General features: G+C 69.8%; 22 protein-coding genes and 2 rRNA genes. 11 read left to right on the top strand and 13 right to left on the bottom strand.

Annotated features, from left to right (window positions below; genetic code table 11):
* Nucleotides 1-43: 43 nt before the first annotated feature.
* Together CYQ11_RS17140 and CYQ11_RS17135 are read right to left on the bottom strand one after the other, a co-directional pair.
* On the bottom strand, nucleotides 44-1042 hold the full coding sequence (locus CYQ11_RS17140; protein ID WP_099199106.1) for an inorganic phosphate transporter: 999 nt from the start codon (nucleotides 1040-1042) through the stop codon (nucleotides 44-46).
* Between the two features lie 6 nt (nucleotides 1043-1048).
* Entirely contained in the window at nucleotides 1049-1669 is a 621-nt protein-coding gene (locus tag CYQ11_RS17135) for a DUF47 domain-containing protein (protein WP_030367109.1), read from the bottom strand.
* Between the two features lie 265 nt (nucleotides 1670-1934).
* Here CYQ11_RS17135 and CYQ11_RS17130 point away from each other — a divergent pair, with 265 nt between their 5' ends.
* Nucleotides 1935-2297, top strand: coding sequence for a metal-sensitive transcriptional regulator (locus CYQ11_RS17130; protein WP_099199105.1), 363 nt, complete (start codon nucleotides 1935-1937; stop codon nucleotides 2295-2297).
* A gap of 31 nt (nucleotides 2298-2328) precedes the next feature.
* Here CYQ11_RS17130 and CYQ11_RS30895 read toward each other — a convergent pair whose 3' ends face one another.
* Together CYQ11_RS30895 and CYQ11_RS17120 are read right to left on the bottom strand one after the other, a co-directional pair.
* The gene (locus tag CYQ11_RS30895) at nucleotides 2329-2451 is read right to left on the bottom strand and encodes a hypothetical protein (RefSeq protein ID WP_398780050.1); all 123 of its coding nucleotides are present in this window, start codon (nucleotides 2449-2451) and stop codon (nucleotides 2329-2331) included.
* Between the two features lie 193 nt (nucleotides 2452-2644).
* Nucleotides 2645-3685: an SCO4651 family lipoprotein gene (locus CYQ11_RS17120; RefSeq protein WP_099199103.1), complete on the bottom strand. Its 1041-nt coding sequence runs from the start codon at nucleotides 3683-3685 to the stop codon at nucleotides 2645-2647.
* An 89-nt stretch (nucleotides 3686-3774) separates the two neighbouring features.
* Between CYQ11_RS17120 and CYQ11_RS29590 the strand changes: the two genes are divergently transcribed.
* Nucleotides 3775-3948 (top strand): hypothetical protein, encoded by a 174-nt coding sequence (locus tag CYQ11_RS29590; RefSeq protein ID WP_181143892.1) that lies wholly within the window; start codon nucleotides 3775-3777, stop codon nucleotides 3946-3948.
* Nucleotides 3949-3982: 34 nt separating this feature from the next.
* Here CYQ11_RS29590 and CYQ11_RS17115 read toward each other — a convergent pair whose 3' ends face one another.
* The 3 genes from CYQ11_RS17115 to CYQ11_RS17105 form a co-directional block, all read right to left on the bottom strand.
* Complete coding sequence (locus tag CYQ11_RS17115; protein WP_099199102.1) at nucleotides 3983-4738, bottom strand: phosphatase PAP2 family protein; 756 nt, start codon at nucleotides 4736-4738, stop codon at nucleotides 3983-3985.
* 248 nt (nucleotides 4739-4986) lie between these two features.
* On the bottom strand, nucleotides 4987-6006 hold the full coding sequence (locus tag CYQ11_RS17110) for a C40 family peptidase (RefSeq protein ID WP_099199101.1): 1020 nt from the start codon (nucleotides 6004-6006) through the stop codon (nucleotides 4987-4989).
* A 102-nt stretch (nucleotides 6007-6108) separates the two neighbouring features.
* On the bottom strand, nucleotides 6109-7794 hold the full coding sequence (locus CYQ11_RS17105) for a serine/threonine protein kinase (protein WP_099199159.1): 1686 nt from the start codon (nucleotides 7792-7794) through the stop codon (nucleotides 6109-6111).
* Between the two features lie 183 nt (nucleotides 7795-7977).
* Between CYQ11_RS17105 and CYQ11_RS17100 the strand changes: the two genes are divergently transcribed.
* Entirely contained in the window at nucleotides 7978-8181 is a 204-nt protein-coding gene (locus tag CYQ11_RS17100; RefSeq protein WP_099199100.1) for a DUF397 domain-containing protein, read from the top strand.
* A gap of 69 nt (nucleotides 8182-8250) precedes the next feature.
* Here CYQ11_RS17100 and CYQ11_RS17095 read toward each other — a convergent pair whose 3' ends face one another.
* Complete coding sequence (locus CYQ11_RS17095) at nucleotides 8251-9402, bottom strand: serine/threonine-protein kinase (RefSeq protein ID WP_181143686.1); 1152 nt, start codon at nucleotides 9400-9402, stop codon at nucleotides 8251-8253.
* 324 nt (nucleotides 9403-9726) lie between these two features.
* On the opposite strand from CYQ11_RS17095, the gene CYQ11_RS17090 reads away from it, so the two are divergent.
* From CYQ11_RS17090 to CYQ11_RS17060, 7 genes are all read left to right on the top strand, one after another.
* Nucleotides 9727-10035, top strand: a complete 309-nt coding sequence (locus tag CYQ11_RS17090; protein ID WP_099199098.1) for a DUF8827 family protein — start codon at nucleotides 9727-9729, stop codon at nucleotides 10033-10035.
* Between the two features lie 207 nt (nucleotides 10036-10242).
* Nucleotides 10243-11115: a DUF8175 domain-containg protein gene (locus tag CYQ11_RS17085; protein ID WP_104651001.1), complete on the top strand. Its 873-nt coding sequence runs from the start codon at nucleotides 10243-10245 to the stop codon at nucleotides 11113-11115.
* Complete coding sequence (locus tag CYQ11_RS17080; RefSeq protein ID WP_099199097.1) at nucleotides 11105-12502, top strand: hypothetical protein; 1398 nt, start codon at nucleotides 11105-11107, stop codon at nucleotides 12500-12502. Before CYQ11_RS17085 ends, CYQ11_RS17080 begins: the two co-directional genes overlap by 11 nt.
* The gene (locus CYQ11_RS17075) at nucleotides 12499-14058 is read left to right on the top strand and encodes an SCO6880 family protein (protein WP_099199096.1); all 1560 of its coding nucleotides are present in this window, start codon (nucleotides 12499-12501) and stop codon (nucleotides 14056-14058) included. Before CYQ11_RS17080 ends, CYQ11_RS17075 begins: the two co-directional genes overlap by 4 nt.
* Nucleotides 14059-14068: 10 nt before the next feature.
* Complete coding sequence (locus CYQ11_RS17070; protein WP_099199095.1) at nucleotides 14069-15496, top strand: ATP-binding protein; 1428 nt, start codon at nucleotides 14069-14071, stop codon at nucleotides 15494-15496.
* A gap of 91 nt (nucleotides 15497-15587) precedes the next feature.
* Entirely contained in the window at nucleotides 15588-17159 is a 1572-nt protein-coding gene (locus tag CYQ11_RS17065; RefSeq protein WP_240003385.1) for a DEAD/DEAH box helicase family protein, read from the top strand.
* Nucleotides 17160-17289: 130 nt separating this feature from the next.
* Entirely contained in the window at nucleotides 17290-18822 is a 1533-nt protein-coding gene (locus tag CYQ11_RS17060; RefSeq protein WP_146104697.1) for an amidohydrolase family protein, read from the top strand.
* 10 nt (nucleotides 18823-18832) lie between these two features.
* On the opposite strand, the gene CYQ11_RS17055 is transcribed toward CYQ11_RS17060, so the two are convergent.
* The 3 genes from CYQ11_RS17055 to CYQ11_RS17045 form a co-directional block, all read right to left on the bottom strand.
* Nucleotides 18833-20023 carry a serine hydrolase domain-containing protein gene (locus tag CYQ11_RS17055; RefSeq protein ID WP_099199092.1) on the bottom strand — a complete coding sequence of 397 codons (1191 nt, stop codon included), beginning with the start codon at nucleotides 20021-20023 and terminating at the stop codon, nucleotides 18833-18835.
* A 191-nt stretch (nucleotides 20024-20214) separates the two neighbouring features.
* Nucleotides 20215-20889, bottom strand: a complete 675-nt coding sequence (locus CYQ11_RS17050) for a response regulator transcription factor (protein WP_099199091.1) — start codon at nucleotides 20887-20889, stop codon at nucleotides 20215-20217.
* A 2-nt stretch (nucleotides 20890-20891) separates the two neighbouring features.
* Nucleotides 20892-22073, bottom strand: a complete 1182-nt coding sequence (locus tag CYQ11_RS17045) for a sensor histidine kinase (RefSeq protein WP_099199090.1) — start codon at nucleotides 22071-22073, stop codon at nucleotides 20892-20894.
* Nucleotides 22074-22112: 39 nt separating this feature from the next.
* Between CYQ11_RS17045 and CYQ11_RS17040 the strand changes: the two genes are divergently transcribed.
* The gene (locus tag CYQ11_RS17040) at nucleotides 22113-23102 is read left to right on the top strand and encodes a hydroxyacid dehydrogenase (protein WP_099199089.1); all 990 of its coding nucleotides are present in this window, start codon (nucleotides 22113-22115) and stop codon (nucleotides 23100-23102) included.
* A 77-nt stretch (nucleotides 23103-23179) separates the two neighbouring features.
* On the opposite strand, the gene rrf is transcribed toward CYQ11_RS17040, so the two are convergent.
* A 5S ribosomal RNA gene (gene rrf / locus CYQ11_RS17035) occupies nucleotides 23180-23296 on the bottom strand.
* Between the two features lie 74 nt (nucleotides 23297-23370).
* Nucleotides 23371-26494, bottom strand: a 23S ribosomal RNA gene (locus tag CYQ11_RS17030).
* Nucleotides 26495-26747: the final 253 nt, after the last annotated feature.

Raw genomic sequence — 26747 nt, 5'->3', positions numbered from 1 at the left:
AGGGGGCGGGCCCGATCCGTTCAGCGGACGTGGTGCGGGATGGTCACCCGAACGCCAGGTTGACCAGCCAGTAGCTGAACGCGGCGACCAGCGCCGCGGCCGGCATGGTGATGAACCAGCCCATCACGATGTTCTTGGCGACGCCCCACCGGACCGCGCGCGTGCCCTTCGTGGAGCCCACACCCATGATCGCGGAGGTGATGACGTGCGTCGTCGAGATCGGCGCGTGGAACATGAACGACGCGGTGTACATGACCGACGCGGCCGTGGTCTCGGCGGCGAAGCCCTGCGGGGGGTCCAGCTCGATGATGCGGCGGCCGAGGGTCCGCATGATCCGCCAGCCACCGGCGTACGTACCGAGCGAGAGCGTGATCGCACAGGCGAGCTTGACCCACAGCGGGATCGCCTCGTCCTTGCCCTGCACGTCACCGATCACCAGGGCCATCACCACGATGCCCATGGTCTTCTGCGCGTCCTGCAGACCGTGGCCGAGCGCCATGCCGGCGGCCGAGACGGTCTGCGCGATGCGGAAGCCGCGCTTGGCCTTGTGCGGGTTGGCCCTGCGGAACATCCACATGATCGCGACCATCACCAGATAGCCGATGATCAGGCCGACGAACGGCGAGAGGAACATCGGGATGACGACCTTCTCGACCACGCCCGACCAGATGACGGTCGTCCCGCCCGCGAGCGCCGCGCCCACCATGCCACCGAAGAGGGCGTGCGAGGAGGACGACGGCAGGCCGAAGTACCAGGTGACCATGTTCCAGACGATGGCGCCGATCAGGGCGGCGAAGAGGATGCCCATCCCCTTGTCGCCCACCGGCGTCTCGATCAGGCCCTTGCTGACGGTCTTGGCGACCCCGCTGCCCAGGAAGGCACCGGCGAGGTTCATCACGGCCGCCATCGCGAGGGCCGCGCGCGGGGTCAGCGCCCGCGTGGAGACCGAGGTCGCGATGGCGTTCGCGGAGTCGTGGAAGCCGTTCGTATAGGTGAATCCGAGCGCGACCACGATGGTCACGACAAGCGCAAAGGTGTCCACCGGGGGTCAGGACTCCTTGACCGCGATGGTCTCGACCGTGTTCGCCACGTGCTCGAAGGCGTCGGCGGCCTCTTCCAGGACGTCCACGATCTGCTTGAGCTTGAGCACCTCGATGGCGTCGTACTTGCCGTTGAAGAGCTGAGCGAGGAGCTTGCGGTGAATCTGGTCGGCCTGGTTCTCGAGCCGGTTCACCTCGATCCAGTACTCGGTCAGGTTCGTCATGGTGCGCAGGTTCGGCATGGCCTCGGCGGTCAGCTCGGCGGCCCGCGCGAGAACCTCGATCTGCTGCTCGACGCCCTTCGGCAATTCCTCGACCTGGTAGAGGACGACCAGGTCGACCGCCTCTTCCATGAAATCCATGATGTCGTCGAGCGAACCCGCGAGGGTGTAGATGTCCTCGCGGTCGAACGGCGTGATGAAAGAGGAGTTCAGCTGGTGGAAGATCGCATGCGTCGCGTCGTCCCCCGCGTGCTCCGCGGCCCGCATCCGTTCGGCGATCTCAGCGCGGGCGGACGTGTCCGCTCCGAGCAGTTCCATCAGGAGCTTGGAGCCCGTGACGATGTTGTCCGCGGAGGCGGCGAACATGTCGTAGAAGCTCGTCTCCCTGGGGGTCAGACGAAAGCGCACGTGGGATCCTCGGGGTGCAGCGGATTCGGTCTCGTTGATGCTAGGCGCATCATCCAGCCACAGCTAACTGGCATTCCCTCAGTGTCGCCCATCGGGCAGAGTGCTCATGAAAGCGGTACGGGCGTCCAGCACCGATTTTCGGTACCATATACCCGGGAGGGGTATCGCCTCGGGGCACCGCCACCGCGGCGGCGGTCGGCGCGACGAACGCCCGCACCCCACCGATGACCAGCACGGAAGCGCCGACAGGCCCACGGAGGACGCGATGACGACCACGGATGGCACCGTGACCAGCACCACTGACCCGGCCACCGCGTCCGCCTGCGACGCCCATTCCGCCCCGGGCCCGCACGGTTACAGCAAGCAGAAGGACCAGCACCTCAAGCGACTGCGCCGCATCGAGGGGCAGATCCGCGGACTCCAGCGGATGGTCGACGAGGACGTCTACTGCATCGACATACTCACCCAGGTCTCGGCGAGCACGAAGGCCCTGCAGTCCTTCGCCCTCCAACTGCTCCAGGAACATCTTCGGCACTGCGTGGCGGACGCCGCCCTCAAGGGCGGGGAGGAGATCGACGCGAAGGTGGCGGAGGCCAGCGCGGCCATCGCCCGCCTGCTGCGCACGTGACGCGGGGACGCGACCGGCTGCCGCCGCCGTGTCACCCGTCCGCCCCCTGGGCCTTCGGCCCGGCGCCCGGGTGCCGCTGGGGAACGACCCTCAGCACCTCGTCGATCCGATCCACACTGAGCCGGTCCTCCACCGCACTGGACGCGGCGATCATCAATTCACCGTAGAGATCGATCTCGATGAGGGCCGCGGGATCCGGCGCGTGCCCTCCGCATGAACCGCGTCGCGGGACCACGTGATTCACCTCCTCGGGGCCTTTCAGCTACCGCTTTCCAGCGTAGTGATCGGTACACACTCCGCGCATGGCACAGATGGACCATTTCCATGGCCAACTACGCCCTCCCGCGTCATTTCTGCGGCGAAGCGACGGCGCCCGCATAGATTTCACCGGGTGCGGGCAACGCGATGACCGGCTTGTAGCCGAAGGAGAACAACTCCACGGTCGAGACCACGCTCATCGGGGGCGCGGGCGCCCGGGTCACGGCGGGAGCCGACGCCCCGGCCGACGCCGGAGCGGTCGCCGTCGGCCGGTGCGCGTCCGCCGCCCTGCGGACCGCCACCCGCTGCTCCGCCGGGCCCTCCTCGGGACGGTCGTCGACGCCGAAGCGATAGCGCAGCAGGCACGGCCTGCCCTGCTCGTCGAGGTAGGCGTCGAAGGCCACCGTCCCCGTGGAGAACCCTTTCGCCGCGGCGGCCAGCGGCGCCCGGTCCCGCAGGGGCGCGGCCTGCGCGGCCCGGGACAGGTCGACCGTGCCCCAGTAGTGCGCCACCCGCACCCCGCGCATCCGCTCGTCCCCCACGTAGGCCACCTCCCGGGCACCGCCGAGGAGCTCGGCCGCCGCCAGCGGGTCGGTGGCGCCGCTCGTGAGGAGGTCGCCGTCGGCCAGGGAGCCCGTGTCGAGCCGCACCCATTTGCCGGCGGGAACGCCGGCGCCGCGGTTCTTCATATAGAGGGCACCCGGAGCGAAGACCTCCGTGATCGGCCGGTGCTCCACCGTCCCGGCCGCGTCCTCGGGCAGCAGGACCGTCAGCCGTCCGACGGGCCGGGTGAAGTCGTAGGCCCCACGCCCCTGGATGGTCAGCCGGGTGCCGCCGCTGACGGTCTCCATGGACGTAAGGACCCGCGCCCCGCCGGACCGGGCCAGCACGGCGGAGGCACGGCGCACGGCCGCCAGCGCCCTGGCCGGGTCGGCGGAGGCCCGCGCGGTCACCTCGTGGGCCTGCTGGGCCTGGCCACCGCGCCCGCCCCTGCCGGCCCTGACGTCCAGCCCCTCGTCGGCCGGCTCCTGCTCGGCGCAGCCGGAGACCACGAGCAGGCCCAGGGCGAGGCCGTGCGCGACCGCGGTGGCGACGACAGCGCCTCTGCGTCTGTGCCTTTGCACAGCCATGACGGTCAGCCCCCTGCTCGCGCGCTAGTGGAACCCGTCTCTTCAACGACCGCCCCGGGGCAGCCGTCACGGCCCGGTAGCGTGGTGGCGTGTCCGACCCCGTGAAGGCACCGCATTTCGCGGACCACACCATCAGCACGCAGGAGCGCGGCTCCTTCTGCACGGCCCGCTGCACCTGCGGCTGGTACGGCCCGGCCCGGCGCGCCCGCTCCCTGGCGAGAGACGACGCGGCCGGCCACCTAGAGGCGGCGGAAGAAGGCTAGGAGGGGGCGCGGCGCGCGGGCCGCGCGCGGTGCCCTACGCGGCCAGGTCGCTGTCGCGCCGCAGCGCCCCCGGCAGCGCCGGGTCCGCACCGGCCTCGCCCGCGGAGGAACCCGTGGCCGGCACGGCCACCGGCACCGGGGCGCCCGGCCCCACGAGCCAACCGCCCCAGCGCGACACCGCGGCCCTGCGCATCAGCGGGGTGAGCAGCATCATCGCCAGGGGCGCCAGCAGGAGCGTCACCGCCGTGCCCAGGGCGAGGCCGCCGACGACGTCGGTGGGGTAGTGCACGCCCATGTACACCCGGCAGAACCCCTCAAGCATCGCCAGCCCGATGCCGACGAGCCCGAACTTCCGGTTCGCCACGAACAGGCCGACGCCCAACGCCATCGTCAACGTCGCGTGGTCGCTCACGAAGGAGAAGTCGGTCTTGCCCTTGACGAGGACTTCCAGCCCCTGGTGCTCCAGGAACGGCCGGGGCCGCCGGACGAAGCCACGGATCGGGATGTTGATCAGGAGTGCGAGGCCCGCGGCGACCGGGGCCCAGCAGAGGGCTGCCACGGCGGACGGTGCGTCTTCGCTCTTGCGAACGCTCCACCACGCGCAGAGCATGAGCACGGCGAGGCCGAGGACGATCCCGTACTCGCCGACGAACTCCACGACCCGGTCCGCCCAGTGCGGTGCGTCCTTGGCGATGCCGTTGATGTCGTAGAGCAGTCCCACATCGGGGTTCGGCCCCGAGGCCGCCTCCGTGACGGCTTGCGCGGGCTCCACGGACCGCACGGGAAGCATGGATTCCAAGGGAAGCCCCACCACGAGTCCAGCCATTTGCCCCGGCCCCTTATCTGTCGCCCGTCGCTACGCCCAGCTGCCGACCCCCGTGGTCCGTGCGCCCCCGCCCAGCGGCCGGCGCGCTGTTTCCCCACTCCCATGGAACGCCCGGCTCCGGCCGGTCGTTCCAGTCTCCACCCAATGATCACCAGGACGTTATCCAAGAGTGACCCACCGGCCCCGCTGAGTGCCGGAGTCCGGCCGAAGGTTCATACGGCGTTCGCCTTGACGGGCCGGGGGAGCGCTTTCGCGCCGTTCGCCGTCACACGCGTGGCACCGATGTAGTCCGGCTGCGAGTCGATCTTCTCGAACCGGATCACGGCGCCCGTCCGCGGGGCGTGGATCATGTACCCGCCGCCCACGTACAGCCCCACGTGGTGGATGCTGCGCGGATCCTTCAGGTCGTGGGCGAAGAACACCAGATCCCCGGGCAGCAGTTCGTTCCGGCCGGGATGCGGGCCGGCGTTCCACTGGTCGTTCGCCACGCGGGGCAGCTCGATGCCGACGGAACGGTACGCGGCCTGGGTCAGCCCCGAGCAGTCGAAGCGCCCGTTGTCCTCCTTGCCGCCCTCGCCACCCCACAGATAGGGGGTGCCGAGCTTGTCCTGCGCGAAGTAGATGGCCCCGGCCGCCTGCTGCGAGGGCGCGACACGGGTGAGGGGGCGGGCGAAGCTCTTCTCCAGGCTGCGGATGGACTTCACGTAGCCCTGGGTTTCGCTGTAGGGCGGGATGCCACGCGCCTGAATGACGCTGTACGGACCGGCGTTGTACGCGGCGAGCATGTTGTCCGTGATGTCGCCTGTCACGCCCTTGACGTCGCGAGAGAGCTGGCAGTCGTACGAGGCGGCGGACGGGATGGCGTCCGCAGGATCCCACACGTCCCGCTTGCCGTCGCCGTTCCCGTCGATGCCCTCAGTGGCCCAGGTCGCAGGGATGAATTGCGCTATGCCTTGCGCCGACGCCGGGCTCAGCGCCGTCGGGTCCCAGTTGCTCTCGGTGTAGAGCTGCGCGGCAAGGACCGCGGGGTTGAGGGCGGGGCAGAGATTGCCCCACTTGGTGACGAGCGCCTGGTACTGGTCGGGCACCGCCCCCTTGGCCAGCCCGACCGTGCCCTTGCCCCCCGCCCCTGCGAGGTTTCCGGCGGCCACGTACACACCGACGACGAGCAGCCCGACGAAACCCAGGCACAACACGATGCCGACACCCACGCCCAGCCAGAGCTTCCGCACCCGTCAACCTTCCCCCAAAGCGGGCCCGTTGCACTGGCGTTTCCGGAATGTCGCATGAGCCCGTGTCAGGCCCTAGAGGGCAGCACGCAAGGGCACTTGGCGCTACTTGCCGACGAACCCGTCGCAAGAGACGCTGCGGTACTCCTTCGGCCCCTTGACGTGGTAGAAGATCACAGTCCAGTTTCCAGGATCGTTCCCGATGGGGATGGCCGGGGAGTAGACCTTGCCGTCGACGTACGACCTGAAGTCGTCGGGGTACGTCAGCTTGACGAAGTCGGATCCCCACCCGTCCTTGGGAAAGACGTCGACCGGCTTGCTCGTGTAGCCCGCGCTGAGGTTGGGCTGCATCAGGTTCGGGTACGGCTTGCCGGTTTCCCGGTTGATGTCGTGGGGTGGCTTGACGGCGACCGAGACGTAGTACGGCGGCTTGCCCAGGATCTTCTCATCGCCGTACTTGAAGCGGAACTGGATCTCGGCCTTGCCCGACATTTCCCGGGCAGTCGAATCAGCCGGGTCTGAGATCGAGAACTGGAACTGCGCACCTCCTCGCTCTTCGGCCGGCAGCCCGCACGATCCACCGCCTCCGAACCTGTCGTCCTTGTCCGGCGCCCAGAATTCACGGTTCAGGTCCGTGTCCTCGATGTAGTCCGGTGCGTGCACCGGCCCGGCCCCCGCAACGGGGGCCGAGGCACCCGCCGAAGCGGACGACGCTGGGGTCCCCGGCTGCTTCGCGCCCACGTTCTTCCCGTCCTCGTCGTCGCCGAGCGCCTGAATCGTCAGTGCCGCGATGACGCCCAGCGCCACGGACGCCGCGCCGAGGGCGAGCCAGAGCTTCGTGCGCGGCCGGCCTGCCGCGGGCGGGGCGGTGGGCGTGCCGGGCATCAGCGTCGGTACGTACCCCGGCGCGGGCGCGGCGGCCGGCGGCGGTACGGCCGGCGGGCCGCCGACGCCGGTCAGCGCCTGGTAGACCGGGTCGTCGACCAGCGAGGAGGTCACCGCGCACCGGGCGATGACGTCGGCGGGCGCCGGACGCCGGGCCGGGTCGCCCGCCACGCACGCCTTGATCAGTTCGGCGAGCCGGGGCTCCAGCCCCGCCACGTCGACCTCGCCGTGCACCACGCGGTAGGTGACGGACTCCATCGAGCCCTCGCCGTAGGGCGGCCGGCCGGTCGCGGCGGCCGCCATCGTGGCCCCCAGGGCGAAGACGTCGGCGGCCGGGCCGGCCTCGTTGCGGGTGATGGTCTCGGGGGCGGTGTAGCCGGGCGTGCCCGGTGCCGTGCCGGCCTGGGTCAGCGCGGTCTGCCCGACGCCGCGCGCGATGCCGAAGTCGATCAGCTTGGGGCCGACGGTGGAGAGGATGACGTTGTGCGGCTTCAGGTCGCGGTGCAGCACGTCGTACGCGTGCACGTGGGCGAGCGCCTCGGCGAGCGCGGCGAAGAGCCGCAAGCAGGTGTCGGCGGGAAGCGGCCCCCGCTCGGCTATCGCCTGCACCAGCGTCGGCCCGGGGACGTACTCGGTCGCGAGCCAGTACGGGGTGGAGTCGAGCGAGGCGTCGATGAGGTTGGCGGTGTACGCGCTGCGGACGGCCCGTACGGTCTCCACCTCCCGCCGGAAGCGCGCCAGCGCCTCCGGGGACCCCGCGAAGTCCTCCCTGATCACCTTGATGGCCAACTGCCGGCCGCCGGGGGACCGCCCCAGATACACCTGCCCCATGCCACCGGCTCCCAGCCGGGCGAGGACGGTGTGCTGTCCGATGAGTACGGGGTCCTGAGGGAGTAGAGCTTCCACGAGGGGAGACTGTGCCATATGAGGCGCGCGAGGTGACTGCTGGTCAGGCGGCGTCGCCCGCCGAGCCAGCCAGCCACCCGTCCGTCCGTCCCGGTCTGAACCCCTGACGCACCACGCGCCACTATCGTGGGCGGCTACGTTCATCCGAAGATCCCACGAGGCGCATCCCACGAAGGGGACACCATGGCCGAACTCGACTGGATCAAGGCCGCGGAGGAAGGGGACACCGAGTATTTCGAGGTCGCCTTCGGGGACGACGGCAACGTCCACATCCGCCTGAACACCGACCCCGAGAACGTCGTCGTCACCACCGACGCCAAGTGGGAGGCGTTCGTCCTCGGCGTGAAGGCCGGCGAATTCGACCACTTCGTCGAGGGGATCGACTGACCGCGTCGCCCCGGCGGCCCCAGGGGGCGCCCGACGGGACGGCACGGGCCGATCGGACACCCCTGGCACCTATCGCGAGGGCCGCTCCGTGGCGTCCGCCGGGACCGCGTTCCGCGCCGGATGCCGACCGGGTGGAGCGGCGTCCCCGCCGTCCCCGCCGAACAGCGCCGAGCCGGCCAGCGCCGCCACCACGAACGCCGCCGCACCGGCTGCCGCCCCCAGCACGACCTTCGGCCGGCGCCGCCACAGCGGCGTCGAGGACGGCAGCGCGTACGTGGTCGTCGTCTCCCGGCGCAGCGCACGCGGAACGGCCGGGGCCGACGGCTGCGGTGACGCGACGGCCGGCGCCGTCGTCGGCATGGGCGGTACGGGCGCCGGAGCCACGACGGGCGGCAGCGGCTGCGGGGTGTCCTGCCAGGCGGTGCCCGCGAAGAAGTCCGCCGCCTCCTGCGCCGACGGCCGCTCCTCCGGCTGCTTCGCCAGCATCCGCAGCAGATAGGCGTCGAAGGCGTACGGCACCTCGGGCCGGCGCTGGCGCGGCGGTACGGGCGGGGTGTCCACGTGCAGGTAGAGCAGCGAGGTCGGGCTGTCCGCCCAGAACGGCGGCTCTCCCACCAACAGCTGGTACAGCACGCATCCCAGGGCGTACACGTCCGACTCCGGACCCGCGGTACGCCCCAGCGCCCGTTCGGGCGCGAGATACGTGCTCGTGCCGACGATGTGCCCCGCCCGCGTCAGCGCGGCCGAGGTCTCGTCGACGAAGCGGGCGATGCCGAAGTCGCCGATCTTCAGGGTGTCGCTCGTGGCGTCCACCATCAGATTGCCGGGCTTGATGTCCCGGTGGACCACTCCCTGCCGGTGCGCGGCCGCCAGGCCGGACGCGGCCTGGGCCGCGAGCCGGGCGACCCGGCGCGGCCGGAGCACGCCGCGCGTGCTCAGCTCGGCCGCCAGGCTCGGACCCTGGACCAGCTCCATGACCAGGTAGAAGCGGCCCTCCCACTCGCCGAAGTCGTACACGCCGACCACCTGCGGGTGATTCAGGCGAGCGGCGGTCTGGGCCTCCATGCGGAAGCGCATCGCCGCGTTCTCGTCCCCGTCGTCGCCCAGCAGCAGCTTGACCGCGACCTGACGGCCCAGCACCTCGTCGTGGCCCTGCCAGACTTCGCCCATGCCACCGCGGCCGAGCGGCTCCCCCAGCCGGTACCGACCAGCAATCAGCACCCGTACCACCCTTGATCTCGACCCGTGCGCCGATCAAGAAGCGTACCCACCGAACACACTGCCGTTTGAACATGTCTACGCCCCCCGTCCCGCCGTTCATTGCTCGGCGTCCATGCGCGTGGTACACAGAGTCACCCTAGGCGCACCCACTGACAACGGGCCTCCGCCGCAGGTCAAGGGGGCGGGCCGGGGACCTCGTACGGGTTCCGACAAAAATTGCCGCCAAATCGACATGCGGGGGCGGCATCGTCGGCGAAGATAGGTCCTGACCTATGCCATGCAACAAGGGCGAGACAAGTACCCAAACGGGGCGGTGAGTTAGAAATGTTTTTGGCGGCCGGCAAGGGCGACATCAACACCATTATTGGCGGAATCGCCCCCAACTGGGGGCCGTTCGGGCAGCTGGGCCGGGAAGCCCGCGTGATGATCGAGGTCATCATGGCGGTCGCGATCCTGCTGTGCCTCGCGATCGCGATCTGGGGCGCGGCGAAGCAGCGGATCGGCGCGACGGCACTTCGCGACACCTTCAGCGCCGAGCAGGGCAAGGGGTTGATCGTCGCGGGCCTCACGGGGGTCTTCATCATCGGCTCGCTCGGCACCCTGTTCACGATCGTCTACGGCATGGCGGTCTGACCCGGCCCCGGCGCGCCCCCCGTCCGCCCCTCCGCCCCACCGCGCATCGTTTCCGCGCAGACCCTCTCGTCCCCGATTCCCCCCGCACCGAGGCTGCCACCTGATGCCCCCTCACACCCGTTCGTCCGCCCCCCGGAACCCCTTCACACCGCTACCGTCATATACGGGCGGCAAGCCAGCCACGACGTATGAGGGAGCGGGCGAGCGATGAGTCTCGGCGACGACGGCTTCGGCAGCGGCGGCCAGGGCGGCTACGGCGACGACCGCCACCTGACCCGTACGCGGCTCCCCGAGGGCGAGGTCGGCCCGTACGCCCCCCAGCGGCGCGGCGGCGGCCGGGGCGGCCGGGCGGGACGGACCTCCAGCCGGAACCTGATGACGGTCGTCGGCGTCGTGGTGCTCCTCATCGCCGCGATCGCCTTCGCCAACAGAGGCGGCGGAGATTCCGGTTCCACCGGCTCGGACAGCGAGGCGGGCAAGAGCCCCCGCGCCGAGGCGACCGCGCCGTCCGGCGTCAAACCGGTGGAGGGCAAGAACGGGGGCATCGCTTCGGGGTTCGCCCATTCGGAGCAGGGGGCGCAGTCGGCTGCGGCGAACTACGCGGTGGCGCTGGGGGGTGACGGCATGTTCAGAACGGACAGCCGTCACGAGATCGTGGCCGGCACCCACACACCCGCCACGGCGGCCCGCCTCCAGGACGAACTGGACAAGGCGTACTCGGCGGACTTCCTCAAGAACGTGGGGCTTCAGCCTGACGGCTCGGCCCCCAAGGGCCTGACCTTCGTCTCGCGCACGGTGCCGGTGGGCTCGAAGACCGCCGCGTACGCCGACGGGGAAGCCACCGTCGAAGTCTGGTGCACCGGCCTCGTGGGCCTCGCCGGGCAGGGATCGACCAAGCCGGTGAGTCAGACGTGGTTCACCATGACCGAGAAGCTCCAGTGGGCGAACGACGACTGGAAGATCGTGTCGTCCAGCCAGAAGCAGGGCCCGGCACCGGTCAACGGTGACGACCGCGCTGCGGGGGCCGAGGAGATCGCGAACGCGGTCAGTGGGTACGGAGGGTTCACTTATGCCAGGTAGGCACCGTCCGCGCGCCCACTGTGCACTGGCCGTCGTGGTGGCCGTCCAGATGGCCGTCACGGCACTGGCCTCACGAGCCGTCGCGGCCCCGTCGCCCCCGCCGGGCCCCACGCCCACGCCCACGCCCACGCCGTCCGCGGGTACACCCGGTGTGACACCGGGCCCTTCGGCGTCCAAGGGCAACGACCCCTGCGACCTCATCGTGGGCCTGGCCAAGGACTACTGCCAGGGCAAGAAGGGGGACGGCAAGGGCACCACCACCTCCCCCAACGACCCCCAGTCCGCCATCGACCCCCTCGCCAACATCGCCAAGGGCTGCGCCGACGCCGCCGCGTGGATCATCCGCAAGCTCGCCGAGGCCGTCCGGGCGACCGGGACCGTCGACTTCACCAACACGACCTTCCTGCGCCAGTACGCCGTCGTCTTCGCCGCCTCGACCATCCTCACGCTCGTCCTGTGGCTGCTCGCCGTCGCCAAGCGGGCCGTGCGCGGCGTGCCGTTCACCGAGGCGTTCACGGAGGCCGTCGGCTTCCTGTGGCTGACCGTGCTGGCCTCCGCCTTCACGCCGCTGATCCTCTACACCGTCGTGTCGGCCACCGACGCCGTCACCGACGTCATCGCCAGCGCCAGCGGCTCGTCGGCCAACAACGACGCGTTCTTCGGCGGGTTCGCGGACGCGCTCCAGAAGGGCGGCGGCAGCGGCATCGGCGGCGGGCCGATCATGCTGGTCGTCGTGTCGCTCGTCTCCGTGCTCGCCGCCGGCATCCTGTGGCTGGAGCTGGTGATCCGGGCGGCGCTGCTCTACGTGGGGGCCTTGCTCGGCACCGCCGTGTACGCGGGCCTGGTGGACAAGAACATGTGGGGGCACGTCCGCCGCTGGGCCGGCATCATGATCGCCGTCATCCTCGTCAAGCCGATCATCATGATCGTGCTGGGCCTCGCCGGAGCGCTGTCCTCCGGCAGCGGCCCCAACGCCTTCTCCGCCGTCGTCTCCGGCCTCGCGATCATCATCCTGGCCATCCTCGCCAGCGCGATGATCTACCGCTTCGTGCCCGGCTTCGGCGACGAGATCGTCAGTACCCGCAACGCCAGCCAGGACGCGGCCTCCCGCCAGGCCGCCGCCGTGATCTCCTCGCCCGCCGCGCTCGTCAAGCAGGGCATCACCACCCACAGCGCCCGCGGTGACAGCGGAGGCGGTGGGGGCGGCGGCGCCCAGCCGGCCCGTCCCGCCAGCCCCGTCGCGGGCGGTGTCGCGGCCCACAGCACCCGCCCCTCCGCAGCCCCGGCCCCTGGGCCCGCCCCGGCGGCCCCGGCCCAGGCCCCCGCGCCCGCGCCCCGCGCGCAGAAGAACAGCAAGAGCAACGCATCCGGAGGTGAGCGGAGTTGACGGTCCCGGCCCAGTCCCAGCCGATCGCGGCCCGCCGTACGTATCTGATCGGCCGCGCGCGCCCCAACGCGGTCGTCGGCAAGAACCGGGAGACCGGCGAGATCACGCTGATCATCGCGGGCGCGTTCGTGGGCATGATGTGCGGCCTGCTGGTACCGGTCCTGCCCCTGCGGATCGTCACGCTCACCGGGTTCCCGGCCCTGTCGCTGGCCGCCGTGTACGTCCCGTACAAGGGCCGCACGTTCTTCAAGTGGTTCGAGATCAACCGCTCGTACAAACGCACCCTGCGCCACAGCGCCACCTATCGCTCCGCCGCCAGCGAGGCCGGCACGCGCCTGGACGGGCGCGAGGTCGAGGTCGGACCGCCGCCGGGCATCGGGCGGATCACCTGGCTGGCCGCCCCCTTCGGGCCGGACGAGATCGCCGTGCTGCTGCACGCCGACCGGCGCACGGTGACCGCGGCGATCGAGATCGAGGGCCCGGGCGTCGGCCTGCGCGACTCGGAGGACCAGGAGGCACTGGTCGAACGGTTCGGCACGCTCCTGAAGCACGTCGCCAACGGCGACGGCTACGTCACCCGCATCCAGATGCTCGCCCGGACGCTGCCCGCCGACCCCGACGCGCACGCCAAGGACGTCGAGCGGCGCGGCGACGGCCGGGCGCCGGACTGGCTCAAGGACTCCTACGACCAGCTGCAGTCGATGGTGTCGACGTCCTCGGAGCAGCACCGCGCCTATCTGGTCGCCTGCATGCACTACAGCCGTGAACTGGCCGCCGAGGCCCAGGCCATCGCCCGTGCCTCCCGGCACGACGGCGGCAAGCGCCGGCTGGACCGCGACGGGGGCCTCGCGGTGGTCATGGCGCGCGAGCTGACGGACATCTGCGCGCGGCTGGCCGAGGCCGACATCCGGGTGCGGCAGCCGCTGGGGCAGGGGCGGCTGGCGTCGCTCGTGCACTCGATGTACGACCCCGACCACCCCATCGACCACATCCAGGCGATGACCAAGCGCAACGCCTGGCCCGCCGAGCTCGACGCCATGGAGCCCACCTACCTCCAGGCGAAGACCCGCGAGTCCACCACCCGCGCGCCGTGGTGCCACTCCACCGCGTGGGTGAAGGAGTGGCCGATGACACCCGTGGGCGTCAACTTCCTCGCCCCGCTCCTCGTCCACACCCCGGACGTGATCCGCACGGTCGCGGTCTGCATGGACCTGGAGCCGACCGACGTGGCCATCGAGCGCATGCTGACGGAGAAGACGAACGACGACGCCGACGCCTCCCGCGCCGCCAAGATGAACCGCGTCGTCGACCCGCGCGACGTCGCCCACCACTCCCGCGTCGACCAGCGCGGTGAGGACCTCGCCAGCGGCGCGGCGGGCGTCAACCTCGTCGGGTACATCACCGTCTCGTCGCGCTCCCCCGAGGCGCTGGCGCGCGACAAGCGGACCATAAGAGCCTCGGCCGGCAAGAGCTACCTCAAGCTCGAGTGGTGCGACCGCGAGCACCACCGGGCGTTCGTCAACACGCTGCCGTTCGCGACCGGCATCCGACGATAGGGGCAACGCCGTGCTCGATCCGCTCGCCACCGTCACCGAAGCGTTCACCAGTTTCCTGTTCGGCAAGGTCGAGACCACCCGTCTGCCCGTCCGCACCTCGACCGGTCAGGCGCAGGCCGTCTACCTCCCCACCGCCGCTCCCGGCCTCGGCGACTCGGGCGTGATCATCGGGCGTGAGGTGTACTCCGGCAAGGGCTACATCTACGACCCCTTCCAGCTCTACGGCCAGCAGCTGCCGGCCCCGCACTGGCTCGTCCTCGGCGAGTCCGGCAACGGCAAGTCGGCGCTCGAGAAGACGTACGTCCTGCGCCAGCTGCGCTTCCGCGACCGGCAGGTCGTCGTCCTCGACGCCCAGGGCGAGGACGGCGTCGGCGAGTGGAACCTCATCGCGCAGCAGCTGGGCATAACCCCCATCCGGCTGGACCCGATGGCCGCTCTGGACGGCGGCATCCGGCTCAACCCGCTCGACCCGGCCATCACCACCACCGGTCAGCTGGCGCTCCTGCGCACGATCATCGAGGTCGCCACTGGACGCGGGCTGGACGAGCGGGCCGGCTTCGCGCTCAAGGTCGCCCACGCCTACGTCAACGAGACGATCCTCGACCGGCAGCCCGTTCTGACGGACATCGTCGAGCAGTTGCGCCACCCCGAGGCCGAGTCGGCGGAGTCGATGAACGTCGACATAGACGACGTGCGGGCGTGGGGCCTGGACGTGGCCCTGGTCCTGGACCGGCTGGTCGACGGCGACCTGCGAGGGATGTTCGACGGTCCCACGACGGCCGGCATCGACCTCGACGCCCCGCTGATCGTCTTCGACCTCTCCCACATCGACCGCAACTCCATCGCCATGCCCATCCTGATGGCGATCGTGGGCGTCTGGCTGGAGCACACCTGGATCAGGCCGGACCGCAAGAAGCGGATCTTCCTGGTCGAGGAGGCCTGGCACATCATCAACTCGCCGTTCGTGGCGCAGCTCTTCCAGCGGCTGCTGAAGTTCGGGCGGCGGCTGGGCCTGTCCTTCGTGGCCGTCGTCCACCACCTCTCCGACGTGGTCGACGGCGCGGCCGCCAAGGAGGCCGCGGCGATCCTCAAGATGGCCTCGACCCGGACCATCTACGCCCAGAAGGCCGACGAGGCCCGCGCCACGGGTCGGGTGCTGGGCCTGCCCCGCTGGGCGGTGGAGATCATTCCGACGCTCACCCCGGGCATCGCGGTCTGGGACGTCAACGGCAACGTCCAGGTCGTCAAACACCTGATCACCGACGCCGAGCGGCCCCTGGTCTACACCGACCGCGCCATGACGGAGGACGGCGACCGCACCCACGAGCTGGCGGCGGAGGCCGCCGCGGCGGAGCGGGCGGCCGCCGCCATGGAGGCGCACGCCGCGTACGAGGGCAGCTACGGCACCTACGGCTCCACCGAGCCGACGGTGGCCTGACGTGGCACCCATACCGGACCGCGGCCGGGGACCGGAACGCCCGGAGCGGGGAATTCCGGACGGCCTGCTGGTCAGCGTCATCGCCTTCCTGATGGGCCTCACCCTGCTGGTCTGGACGGCCACGGGCCTCGCGGCGCTCTTCGCCCACGGCGCCTGGCCGGACGGCGTGACCCTCGCCCACACGCCCCAGGCGCTGCGGCGCCTGGCCACGCAACCCCGCGACCTCCCGTCCGCCTGGCCCGACGCGGGGCGGGAGGAGCTGTCGGGGTACGGGCTGTTCTGGGGGCTCCTCGTCAGCGAGGTGCTGGTGGCCGTGGTCCTGACGACGTTCGCGATCGGCACGGTGGTCAGGTGGCGCGGCGTACGGGCCCGGGAGGCGCGGCGGGCCCGGGAGGCGGCACAGGGCCGGCCGGCGGACTCCGCGACGGGACCGGCGACGGCGGAAGCGGCGGGTGCGCCCGGGGCGGCGGCGACCACGGGGGTGCTGGAGGCGGCCGGGATGCCGGAGACGCCCCGGACGGCGGTGGCGCAAGTGCCTGAAACACCTCAAGCACCGGGAACGCCGGGGTCGCTCGGCGCCTCCACGGCACCCCCCACCCCCGCGGTGCCGACGCCGGCCCCGTACACGCGGACGACCGCACAGGTCCCCGCGCGGGCGGCCGCAGGGCCCACCGCGCCGCCGCCCGCGGCCGCCACCGGCCCCCAGGCGGCCCCCGCCTCCGGGACCGCTCCCCGGCGACTCGTCTACGGCACCGACCGCCGCCCGCTCGCCACCCGCGCGGTGCTCGAAGCCCCCGGCCCCGCCCTGGTCGTCACCAGCGACCCCGCCGTGTGGGCCGACACCAAGGGTGCGCGCGCCAGGCTCGGTCCGGTCCACGTCTTCGACCCGAGCCACCTCCTCGACACCCCCGACCGCCTCCGCTGGAGCCCCTCCTCCGGCTGCGAGGCCCGGGAGACGGCCGCCTCGCGCGCCGCCGCGCTGCTCGCCCCCGTGCGCCCCCCGAGCGCCCTCGACTCGGCGACCGCCGACGCGGCCGAGACGCTGCTGCGCTGCTGGCTGCACGCCGCCGCCGTGGACGGCCGGCCCTTCCGGCAGGTGCACCGCTGGGCGCAGGGCACCTCCGCGCACGAGCCGGTGCGCATCCTCCGCACGAACCCCAAGGCCGTCGCCGGAACGGCGGGCGAGCTGGAATCCGCCCTCACCGGGCACCCCGAGCGACGCGACATGGCCCAGGAGTTGACCGCTCTGGCCCTCAACGCGCTCACCTCGGTCCACATTCGTGACGCCTGTAACCCCAATCGAGCCAATTCGGCCGCGCTGGAATCTTTTGCCGCCGAAGGGGGAACGCTGTACGTGGTGGGTGAGGCGATTGAGGATCCCCGCACCCGCCCGGGTGCGATGCCCCTGCTGACCGCACTCACCGCAAGCGTGGTCGAGCACGGCCGCCGCATGGCCGAACGGTCATCCTCCGGCCGGCTCGACCCACCACTCACCCTCGTGTTGGAGGACGTGGCCGCGGTCGCGCCGCTCCCCGCCCTCCCGGAACTCCTCGCCGACGGCGAGGCACAGGGCCTGCCCACCCTCGCCCTCATGCGCTCCGAGGAGCAGGCCCGGGCCCGCTGGCCCCGCCGGACCCTCCCCGCGTCAACCTCCCGAAGCTGACACCACCCCCAGTACACCCGTATGCCCTCCTGTGGCCGGCCCGCCGCTGAGCCACAGTGGATGACGCCACTCGACCCCGCCCACCGGGCGGCCGAGCCGTCGTCGAACGAGCAGGGGGCAAGCCATGTGCGTGTGCGGTAGGCGCCAGTTCCTCGGATCCACGGCCGTCCTGGCCGGAGCGGCGGCGCTCGACAGCGCCGGTACGGCGACGGCCGCGGAGGCCCCGGCGCCGGCCCCCACGGCAGAGCAGGACCACACCCTGGCCCTCATCCACGCCACCCTCCTCGCCGCCCCCGGCGTCCGCCCGCCCGAGCACGACGCGACCGTGCTCGTCCGCGGTGACCGCGTCGTCGCCACCGGACCGACGGCCCAGCTCCAGGTGCCCCCGGGCGCCCGGGTCGTGGACCTCACCGGAAAGCACGTCATCCCGGGCCTGATCGACGCGCACGCCCACAGCGGCGGCCCGGAAGGCGTCCACCCCCCGCTCTATCCGCTCCTGGGCGTGACGACCGTGCGCGAGATGTGGGGCACGCCCACCGTCCGCGCCTGGCGCGACAAGGTGAACGCGGGCCGGCTCCTCGGCCCCCGCTGGGTGATCGCCAGCACGATCGTCGACAGCCCGCCGGGCCTGTGGACCTCGGACATCTGGCCGGTGCCCACCATCGAGGTCCGCACCGACGCCGAGGCCCGCAGCACGGTGCGCAGGATCCGGGCGGAGGGCGCCGACTTCATCAAGGTCTACTCACGGCTGACGCGGGAGGCCTACTTCGCCCTGGCCGACGAGGCCCTGCGCTGGGGCGTCCCCTTCGCCGGCCACTGCCCCGACGCGGTGACGGTCTCCGACGCCTCCGACGCCGGCCAGCACAGCGTGGAACATCTCCATCCCCTGCTCCTCTCGACGTCGTCCAAGGAGGAGGAGATCCGCCGCCGCCTCGACGCCGTGCGCGTCAACCCCCGCGACCCCAGCACGATGAGCCGCGTCCGCGGCTGGTTCCACGCGGTGCACGACCTGGAGTCGGCGGCCACCCGCTCCTACGACCCGGGCCGCGCCCACCGCCTCTTCGACCGGCTGGCCGCCAACGGCACGTACGTCACCCCCACCCTGGTCACGCACCACACGATGGAACGCCCGGAGACACTGCCGTCCTCGGACCCGGAGTGGACGTACCTGCCCCGCCGGCAGACCGCCGCCTGGCCGGCACAGCTGAAGGAGCTGACCGGCGAGCGGACCCCCGAGGAGTCGGCGCACCTCCGCGACGTCAACGCCCACCGCACCCGCCTGGTCGGCGAGATGCGGCGCCGCGGGGTGCCCGTGCTGGCGGGGACGGACACCGGCACGTCCTACCTGGTCCCCGGCTTCGCGCTGCACCACGAGCTCCGGCGCCTCACCGAGGCGGGCCTGACCCCCGCGCAGGCCCTTCAGGCGGCCACCGTCGAACCCTCCCGCGCCCTCGGGACGGCGACCGAGGCCGGCACGGTGGAGCCGGGCAAGGCCGCCGACCTCGTCGTCCTCGACGCCGACCCGCTGCACGACATCCGCAACACCCTGCGCATCGACTCCGTGCTGACCCGCGGCCGGCTGATCGACGCGGCCGAACGCCGCCGGCTGCTCGCCGAGGTCGCCGAGGCCGCAGCCGCCGCCACGCCCCCGGCCCGGACCTGAGCCGCGAGGGCTAGCCGGCGAAGGCGGACGCGAGGATGCCGTCCACGACCGGGCTGGTCTTGGGGCTCTTGGCGTCCGTCGAGTTGACCGCGTAGACAAGCGTGCGCGAGAGGTTCTTCGTGGCGCCGAAGCCGTCCACATAGCCGTAGCGGCTTCCTGTCTTGCCGTAGAGGTACTCGTTGCCGACCTTGAAGCGGCGCAGACCGCTGGCGTACGTGGCGTCCTGCTCCTTGTCGTCGCTGCCGGGTTCGACGTACGTCGGGACGGCCGGGACGGTGAACATGAGCTCCAGCTCCGCCTTCGGCACGACCCGGCCCCGGAACAGCGCGGTCATGAAACGCTCCAGGTCGGCGGTGGTGGAGACGAGGTCACCCGAGGCCCACGTCTCCGACTGGTCCCACTCCGTCACGTCGGCCAGCTTCGTCCCGGCCCCGTCCTTCACGGACTGGTAGCCGTGCACGTACCGGCCGCGGATCCCCGTGTCGTCGCCAGGGTTGTAGGTGCCCGTGAGGCCCAGGGGCTTGATGACCCGGTCCCGGAGCTCCTGCTCGTACGGACGACCGGTGACCTCCTCGACGAGCAGCCCGAGCACGTTGTAGTCGATGTTGCCGTAGTTCTGCTTCTCCCCCGGCTGGAACAACATGCCCTTGGCCAGACCGCTCCGCACGAGCGCACGGTGGTCCCAGGTGGTGAAGCGGCCCTTCTCCCAGTCCGGGCCGCCCGCCGTCCCCCGGGTGTCACCGCTGGGGAGACCACTGGTGTAGTTCAGCAGGTGCTTGACCCGTATCTCCGGGAAGTCCGCGGGCAGCAGGCCCGGCAGGTAGTGCTGGACGGACCCCTCCAGGTCCAGGCGGCCCTCGTGGACGAGCTGGAGCACCACGGCCGCCGTGAACGCCTTCGTGACGCTGCCCACGCGGAAGCGCTCGTCCCCCTTCACGGCACGCCCGGTGCGGACGTCCGCCACGCCCGACGCCCCCTGCCAGCGGCCCTCTTCGTCGTCGCCGAAGCGGACCTGGGCGGCGGTCGCGTCGGCGGACGGCAGTCCCTGGATCACCCGGCACAGGGCCTCGGCGTGGGATGACAGGTGCCGGGCGCAGGGCGACTGCGGGGAGGCCGTCGCCGCCTGGGCGGCCGGGACGGCACTCATGACGGCGGCAGCCGCGACGGCTGCCGCGATGACGGCGATGCGCTTGCGGGACATGGTGATTCGTTCCCCCTAGAAGGCCCGGAACGGCGAGTGCTGACCACTCGCCGACCGCGCCTGATCACTCGTGATGGCTTCGGATCCATCCTCGTGATCCACGCCCCGGCGCGCATCGCCGACGCGAGGGGTGTGCACGCCGCCCGCCTCCCTCGCACGGGCGAGTCCCCCGCCGCGCGGGCACGCCCTGCTCAGCAGCCGGGAGCGATCAGCCCCGTCTCGTACGCGCAGATGACCGCCTGGACGCGGTCCCGCAGCCCCAGCTTCGACAGCACGTTGCTGACGTGCGTCTTCACCGTGTGCTCGCTGACGACCAGCTCCCCCGCGATCTCCGCGTTCGACAGCCCCCGTCCCAGCAGCACCAGCGTCTCCCGTTCGCGCGCGGTGAGCGCACCCAGGGCGGCCGACGCGGCCACCCCGCCGTCGCCCGCCCCGGCAGCCTGCCCGCGCGAGGTGAAGTCGGCGACCAGGCGGCGGGCCACCGACGGCGCCAGCAGCGAGTCACCGGCGACCACCACCCGCACGGCGTGCACCAGGTCGTCGCGGCGCACGTCCTTCAGCAGGAAGCCGCTCGCCCCCGCGTGCAGCGCCTCGTACACGTAGTCGTCCTGGTCGAAGGTGGTCAGCATGACGACCTTGCAGTCCGTCTCCGCGCACACGGCGCGGGCGGCCTCGATGCCGTCCATGCGGGGCATCCGGATGTCGAGCAGGACGACGTCCGGCGCGTGCCGCCGTACGGCCGCGACGGCCTCGGCACCGTCGCCCGCCTCCGCCACGACCTCGATGTCCGGCTGGGCACCCAGGATCATGGCGAAGCCGCTGCGGACCAGCTCCTGGTCGTCGGCCACCACCACACGGATCGTCAACTTCACACCTCCGCGGGTGAGCAGACCACGAGCGGCAACTCCACGGCAACGCGGAACCCGAGCCCTCCCGGCCCCGGCCCGAAGACGGCCGTCCCGCCGTGCGCCGCGGCGCGCTCCCGGATGCCGACGAGTCCCCTGCCGCCGCCCCCCGCGGCGGCAGGAGCGCCGGCCTCCTTCTCGCCGTCGTCCTCCACGGACACCTCCAGCCGGTCCGGCAGCCACGTGAGGCGTACGTCCACCGAGGCGGCGACGGCGTGCTTGAGCACGTTCGTCAGCGCCTCCTGCACCACCCGGTAGACGGTCACCTGGACGTCGGGGCCGAGCGCCCGGGGCTCCCCCCGCGCGACCAGGTCCACCCGCAGACCCGTGCGCCTGACCTCGGCCACCAGGTCGTCGAGGTCCTCCAGCGTCGGCTGCGGGCTGCGCGTCCCACCGGGCTCGTCCTTCAGCACTCCCAGCATCCGCCGCAACTGCACCATCGCGTCCCGGCCCGCCCCGGCGATCGCGTCGAAGGCGGCCTCGGCACGGTCGGGGTCCGACCGCACGACCAGCGGACCGGCCTCGGCCTGCACGATCATCAGACTGACGGCGTGGGAGAGGACGTCGTGCATCTCGCGTGCGATGCGGGCCCGTTCACGTTCCGCGGCCCGTTCGGCCTCCACCTGCCGCGCCTTCTCCAGCTCGGCGGCCCGCAACTCGACGGCCTCGGTGTAGGCCTGGCGCGTACGGGTCAGGACGCCCAGCACGTACACCATGCTGAAGAGGAAGAACGCGAAGAGGTACTCGCGGGCCGTGTTCGTCCGCAGGGCGACCGCGACGGCGACCAGCGGCAGGCCCAGACCGATCGTCACCCGCCGCTGCCACAGGCCGCCCTGGGCCGCGACCGTGAAGAGGGCGACCAGCGGGGCGTACGGCATGGGCTGCCCGGGCCCGTCGAGCGGCAGGTACGCCAGCCCGGCCACGGTGATTCCGAGCAGCGAGCCGAGCGGGGCCCGGCTCCGCCACAGCAGCGGCAGCACGCCGAGCGTCGTCATGCCGTACGCGGCCCAGGTCGCGGGCGGCACGTCCGCCGAGCGCGGCACCACGAACGGAATGGTCACGGCCGCCTGGACGACGACGGTGATGAGCGCGTCGACGGCCCACGGGCCGGACGTACGGAGGCGGCGGAGAAACGATCGGGGCATCGCCCGCATTTTCTCCGCTGCGCGGGGGACGAACTGCCCATGAGTGACTGGCCTCACATCTTGATCGGCACGAGTACGGACATGACGGCCGCCCTCTTCCCCCCGGACCTGCGCGCCCGGCTCGCCGCCTGCGGCACGGTGACCACTGGCCGTGCCGCAGCGGACGCGGCTGCGGACGTCCTCATCACCGGCTGGGGCTCCCCGCCCCTCACCGCGGACGTGCTGGGGGGCACTCCGCGGCTGCGGCTGGTCGTTCACGCGGCGGGGTCGGTCAAGGGCCTGGTCACTCCGACGGTGTGGGAACGCGGCATCGCGGTCTCGTCGGCGGCGGACGCCAACGCCGGCCCGGTGGCGGAGTACGCCTACGCGCTCGTGGTCCTGGCCGCGAAGCAGGCCCTCACCTCGGCGGCCTCGTACGCGGCCCGAGGCGGGAGGGCGGGGTGGCCCGTCTTCCAGGACCGGCGGGGTGCCGACGGCCTGACGGTCGGGGTCGTCGGTGCCTCCCGCATCGGCCGCCGGGTGGTCGCCCGTCTTCGTTCGGCTTCCGCCGGCTATCGCGTGCTGTTGCACGACCCGTGCGTCCCACCCGACGAGGCGAAAAGGCTGGGGGCCGAACTCGTCGACGATGTGGACGCGTTGTGCGGTGCGAGCCGGGTGGTCACTCTCCACGCCCCGGAGCTTCCGGAGACCCGGGGCTTGCTGAACGCCGAACGACTTGCTCTGATCCCGGACGGCGGAACCGTCGTCAACACCGCACGGGGCTCCCTCGTCGACACGGAGAGCCTGGTGCGGGAATGCGCCTCCGGGCGGCTCAACGCCTTCCTCGACGTCACGGACCCGGAGCCGCTCCCGCACGGCCATCAGCTGCTCGCGCTGCCGAACGTCCTGGTCACGCCGCACATCGCGGGTGCGCAGGGCAGCGAAGTGCGGCGGCTGGGGGCGTACGCGGTGGAGGAAGTGGAACGGTGGGTGCTGGGACTGCCGTTGCGGGGGGCCGTGCGGAGGGCGGATCTGGACCGTTCGGCGTGAGGCCGCGGTGAACGCAAAAAAGCCGTAGGCCCCGAGTCGAATTCAATTCGACTCGGGGCCTACGGCATTCAAAATTTGTTCGGCGGCGTCCTACTCTCCCACAGGGTCCCCCCTGCAGTACCATCGGCGCTGAAAGGCTTAGCTTCCGGGTTCGGAATGTAACCGGGCGTTTCCCTAACGCTATGACCACCGAAACACTATGAAGTTAACCAACCCGGCAAAATCACAGGTCGTTACTTCAGAACCTACACAGTGGACGCGAGCAACTGAGGACAAGCCCTCGGCCTATTAGTACCAGTCAGCTCCAACCGTTACCGGTCTTCCACACCTGGCCTATCAACCCAGTCGTCTACTGGGAGCCTTACCCCATCAAGTGGGTGGGAGTCCTCATCTCGAAGCAGGCTTCCCGCTTAGATGCTTTCAGCGGTTATCCCTCCCGAACGTAGCCAACCAGCCATGCCCTTGGCAGGACAACTGGCACACCAGAGGTTCGTCCGTCCCGGTCCTCTCGTACTAGGGACAGCCCTTCTCAAGACTCCTACGCGCACAGCGGATAGGGACCGAACTGTCTCACGACGTTCTAAACCCAGCTCGCGTACCGCTTTAATGGGCGAACAGCCCAACCCTTGGGACCGACTCCAGCCCCAGGATGCGACGAGCCGACATCGAGGTGCCAAACCATCCCGTCGATATGGACTCTTGGGGAAGATCAGCCTGTTATCCCCGGGGTACCTTTTATCCGTTGAGCGACGGCGCTTCCACAAGCCACCGCCGGATCACTAGTCCCGACTTTCGTCCCTGCTCGACCCGTCGGTCTCACAGTCAAGCTCCCTTGTGCACTTACACTCAACACCTGATTGCCAACCAGGCTGAGGGAACCTTTGGGCGCCTCCGTTACCCTTTAGGAGGCAACCGCCCCAGTTAAACTACCCACCAGACACTGTCCCTGATCCGGATCACGGACCCAGGTTAGACATCCAGCACGACCAGAGTGGTATTTCAACGACGACTCCACACACACTGGCGTGCATGCTTCACAGTCTCCCACCTATCCTACACAAGCCGAACCGAACACCAATATCAAGCTATAGTAAAGGTCCCGGGGTCTTTCCGTCCTGCTGCGCGAAACGAGCATCTTTACTCGTAGTGCAATTTCACCGGGCCTATGGTTGAGACAGTCGAGAAGTCGTTACGCCATTCGTGCAGGTCGGAACTTACCCGACAAGGAATTTCGCTACCTTAGGATGGTTATAGTTACCACCGCCGTTTACTGGCGCTTAAGTTCTCAGCTTCGCCCCACCGAAATGGAGCTAACCGGTCCCCTTAACGTTCCAGCACCGGGCAGGCGTCAGTCCGTATACATCGCCTTACGGCTTCGCACGGACCTGTGTTTTTAGTAAACAGTCGCTTCTCGCTGGTCTCTGCGGCCACACCCAGCTCAGGAAGCAAGTTCCCTCACCAGACATGGCCCCCCTTCTCCCGAAGTTACGGGGGCATTTTGCCGAGTTCCTTAACCATAGTTCACCCGAACGCCTCGGTATTCTCTACCTGACCACCTGAGTCGGTTTAGGGTACGGGCCGCCATGAAACTCGCTAGAGGCTTTTCTCGACAGCATAGGATCATCCACTTCACCACAATCGGCTCGGCATCAGGTCTCAGCCTTAATGTGTGACGGATTTGCCTATCACACGGCCTACACCCTTACCCCGGGACTACCACCGCCCGGGCTGGACTACCTTCCTGCGTCACCCCATCGCTTACCTACTACAAGTCTGGTTCGTCGGCTCCACCACTCCCCTTTGTCCGAAGACTCCAGGGCGGCTTCACGGACTTAGCATCGCCTGATTCGATATTGGGCGTTTCAAAGCGGGTACCGGAATATCAACCGGTTGTCCATCGACTACGCCTGTCGGCCTCGCCTTAGGTCCCGACTTACCCTGGGCAGATCAGCTTGACCCAGGAACCCTTAGTCAATCGGCGCACACGTTTCTCACGTGTGTATCGCTACTCATGCCTGCATTCTCACTCGTGAACCGTCCACAACTCGCTTCCGCGGCTGCTTCACCCGGCACACGACGCTCCCCTACCCATCACAGTCCCCGTTGGGGGTACATACTGCAATGACACGACTTCGGCGGTACGCTTGAGCCCCGCTACATTGTCGGCGCGGAATCACTTGACCAGTGAGCTATTACGCACTCTTTCAAGGGTGGCTGCTTCTAAGCCAACCTCCTGGTTGTCTCTGCGACTCCACATCCTTTCCCACTTAGCGTACGCTTAGGGGCCTTAGTCGATGCTCTGGGCTGTTTCCCTCTCGACCATGGAGCTTATCCCCCACAGTCTCACTGCCGCGCTCTCACTTACCGGCATTCGGAGTTTGGCTAAGGTCAGTAACCCGGTAGGGCCCATCGCCTATCCAGTGCTCTACCTCCGGCAAGAAACACACGACGCTGCACCTAAATGCATTTCGGGGAGAACCAGCTATCACGGAGTTTGATTGGCCTTTCACCCCTAACCACAGGTCATCCCCCAGGTTTTCAACCCTGGTGGGTTCGGTCCTCCACGAAGTCTTACCTCCGCTTCAACCTGCCCATGGCTAGATCACTCCGCTTCGGGTCTTGGGCACGCTACTCAAACGCCCTATTCGGACTCGCTTTCGCTACGGCTTCCCCACACGGGTTAACCTCGCAACATACCGCAAACTCGCAGGCTCATTCTTCAAAAGGCACGCAGTCACGACGCACCGAGCAAGCTCGATGCGCGACGCTCCCACGGCTTGTAGGCACACGGTTTCAGGTACTATTTCACTCCGCTCCCGCGGTACTTTTCACCATTCCCTCACGGTACTATCCGCTATCGGTCACCAGGGAATATTTAGGCTTAGCGGGTGGTCCCGCCAGATTCACACGGGATTTCTCGGGCCCCGTGCTACTTGGGTGTCTCTTAAACGAGCCGTCAATGTTTCAGCTACGGGGGTCTTACCCTCTACGCCGGACCTTTCGCATGTCCTTCGCCTACATCAACGGTTTCTGACTCGTCTCACAGCCGGCAGACTATGAAAAAGAGATCCCACAACCCCGCATGCGCAACCCCTGCCGGGTATCACACACATACGGTTTGGCCTCATCCGGTTTCGCTCGCCACTACTCCCGGAATCACGGTTGTTTTCTCTTCCTGCGGGTACTGAGATGTTTCACTTCCCCGCGTTCCCTCCACACTGCCTATGTGTTCAGCAGCGGGTGACAGCCCATGACGACTGCCGGGTTTCCCCATTCGGACACCCCCGGATCAAAGCTCGGTTGACAGCTCCCCGGGGCCTATCGTGGCCTCCCACGTCCTTCATCGGTTCCTGGTGCCAAGGCATCCACCGTGCGCCCTTAAAAACTTGGCCACAGATGCTCGCGTCCACTGTGCAGTTCTCAAGCAACGACCAGCCACCCATCACCCCACCACCGAAGCAGTGAGTGCACTGGGGCCGGCATCGCGAAGGTTCGAAACTTACGTTCCGTACCCTCAGATACCCAACAGCGTGCCCGACCCAGCCCCTCAGAAATTTCACGTTCCACGCCGAAGCAGTACTAGTGAACCCTCAAGAACTGTGCCGAATAGTCAACGTTCCACCCATGAGCAACCGTGCAAGACAT

The organism is Streptomyces cinnamoneus (assembly GCF_002939475.1).
In the GTDB taxonomy this organism is placed as follows: Bacteria; Actinomycetota; Actinomycetes; order Streptomycetales; family Streptomycetaceae; genus Streptomyces; species Streptomyces cinnamoneus_A.
The sequence above is the reverse complement of the archived record's forward strand: the minus strand, read 5'-3'. Positions and strand labels throughout refer to the sequence as shown.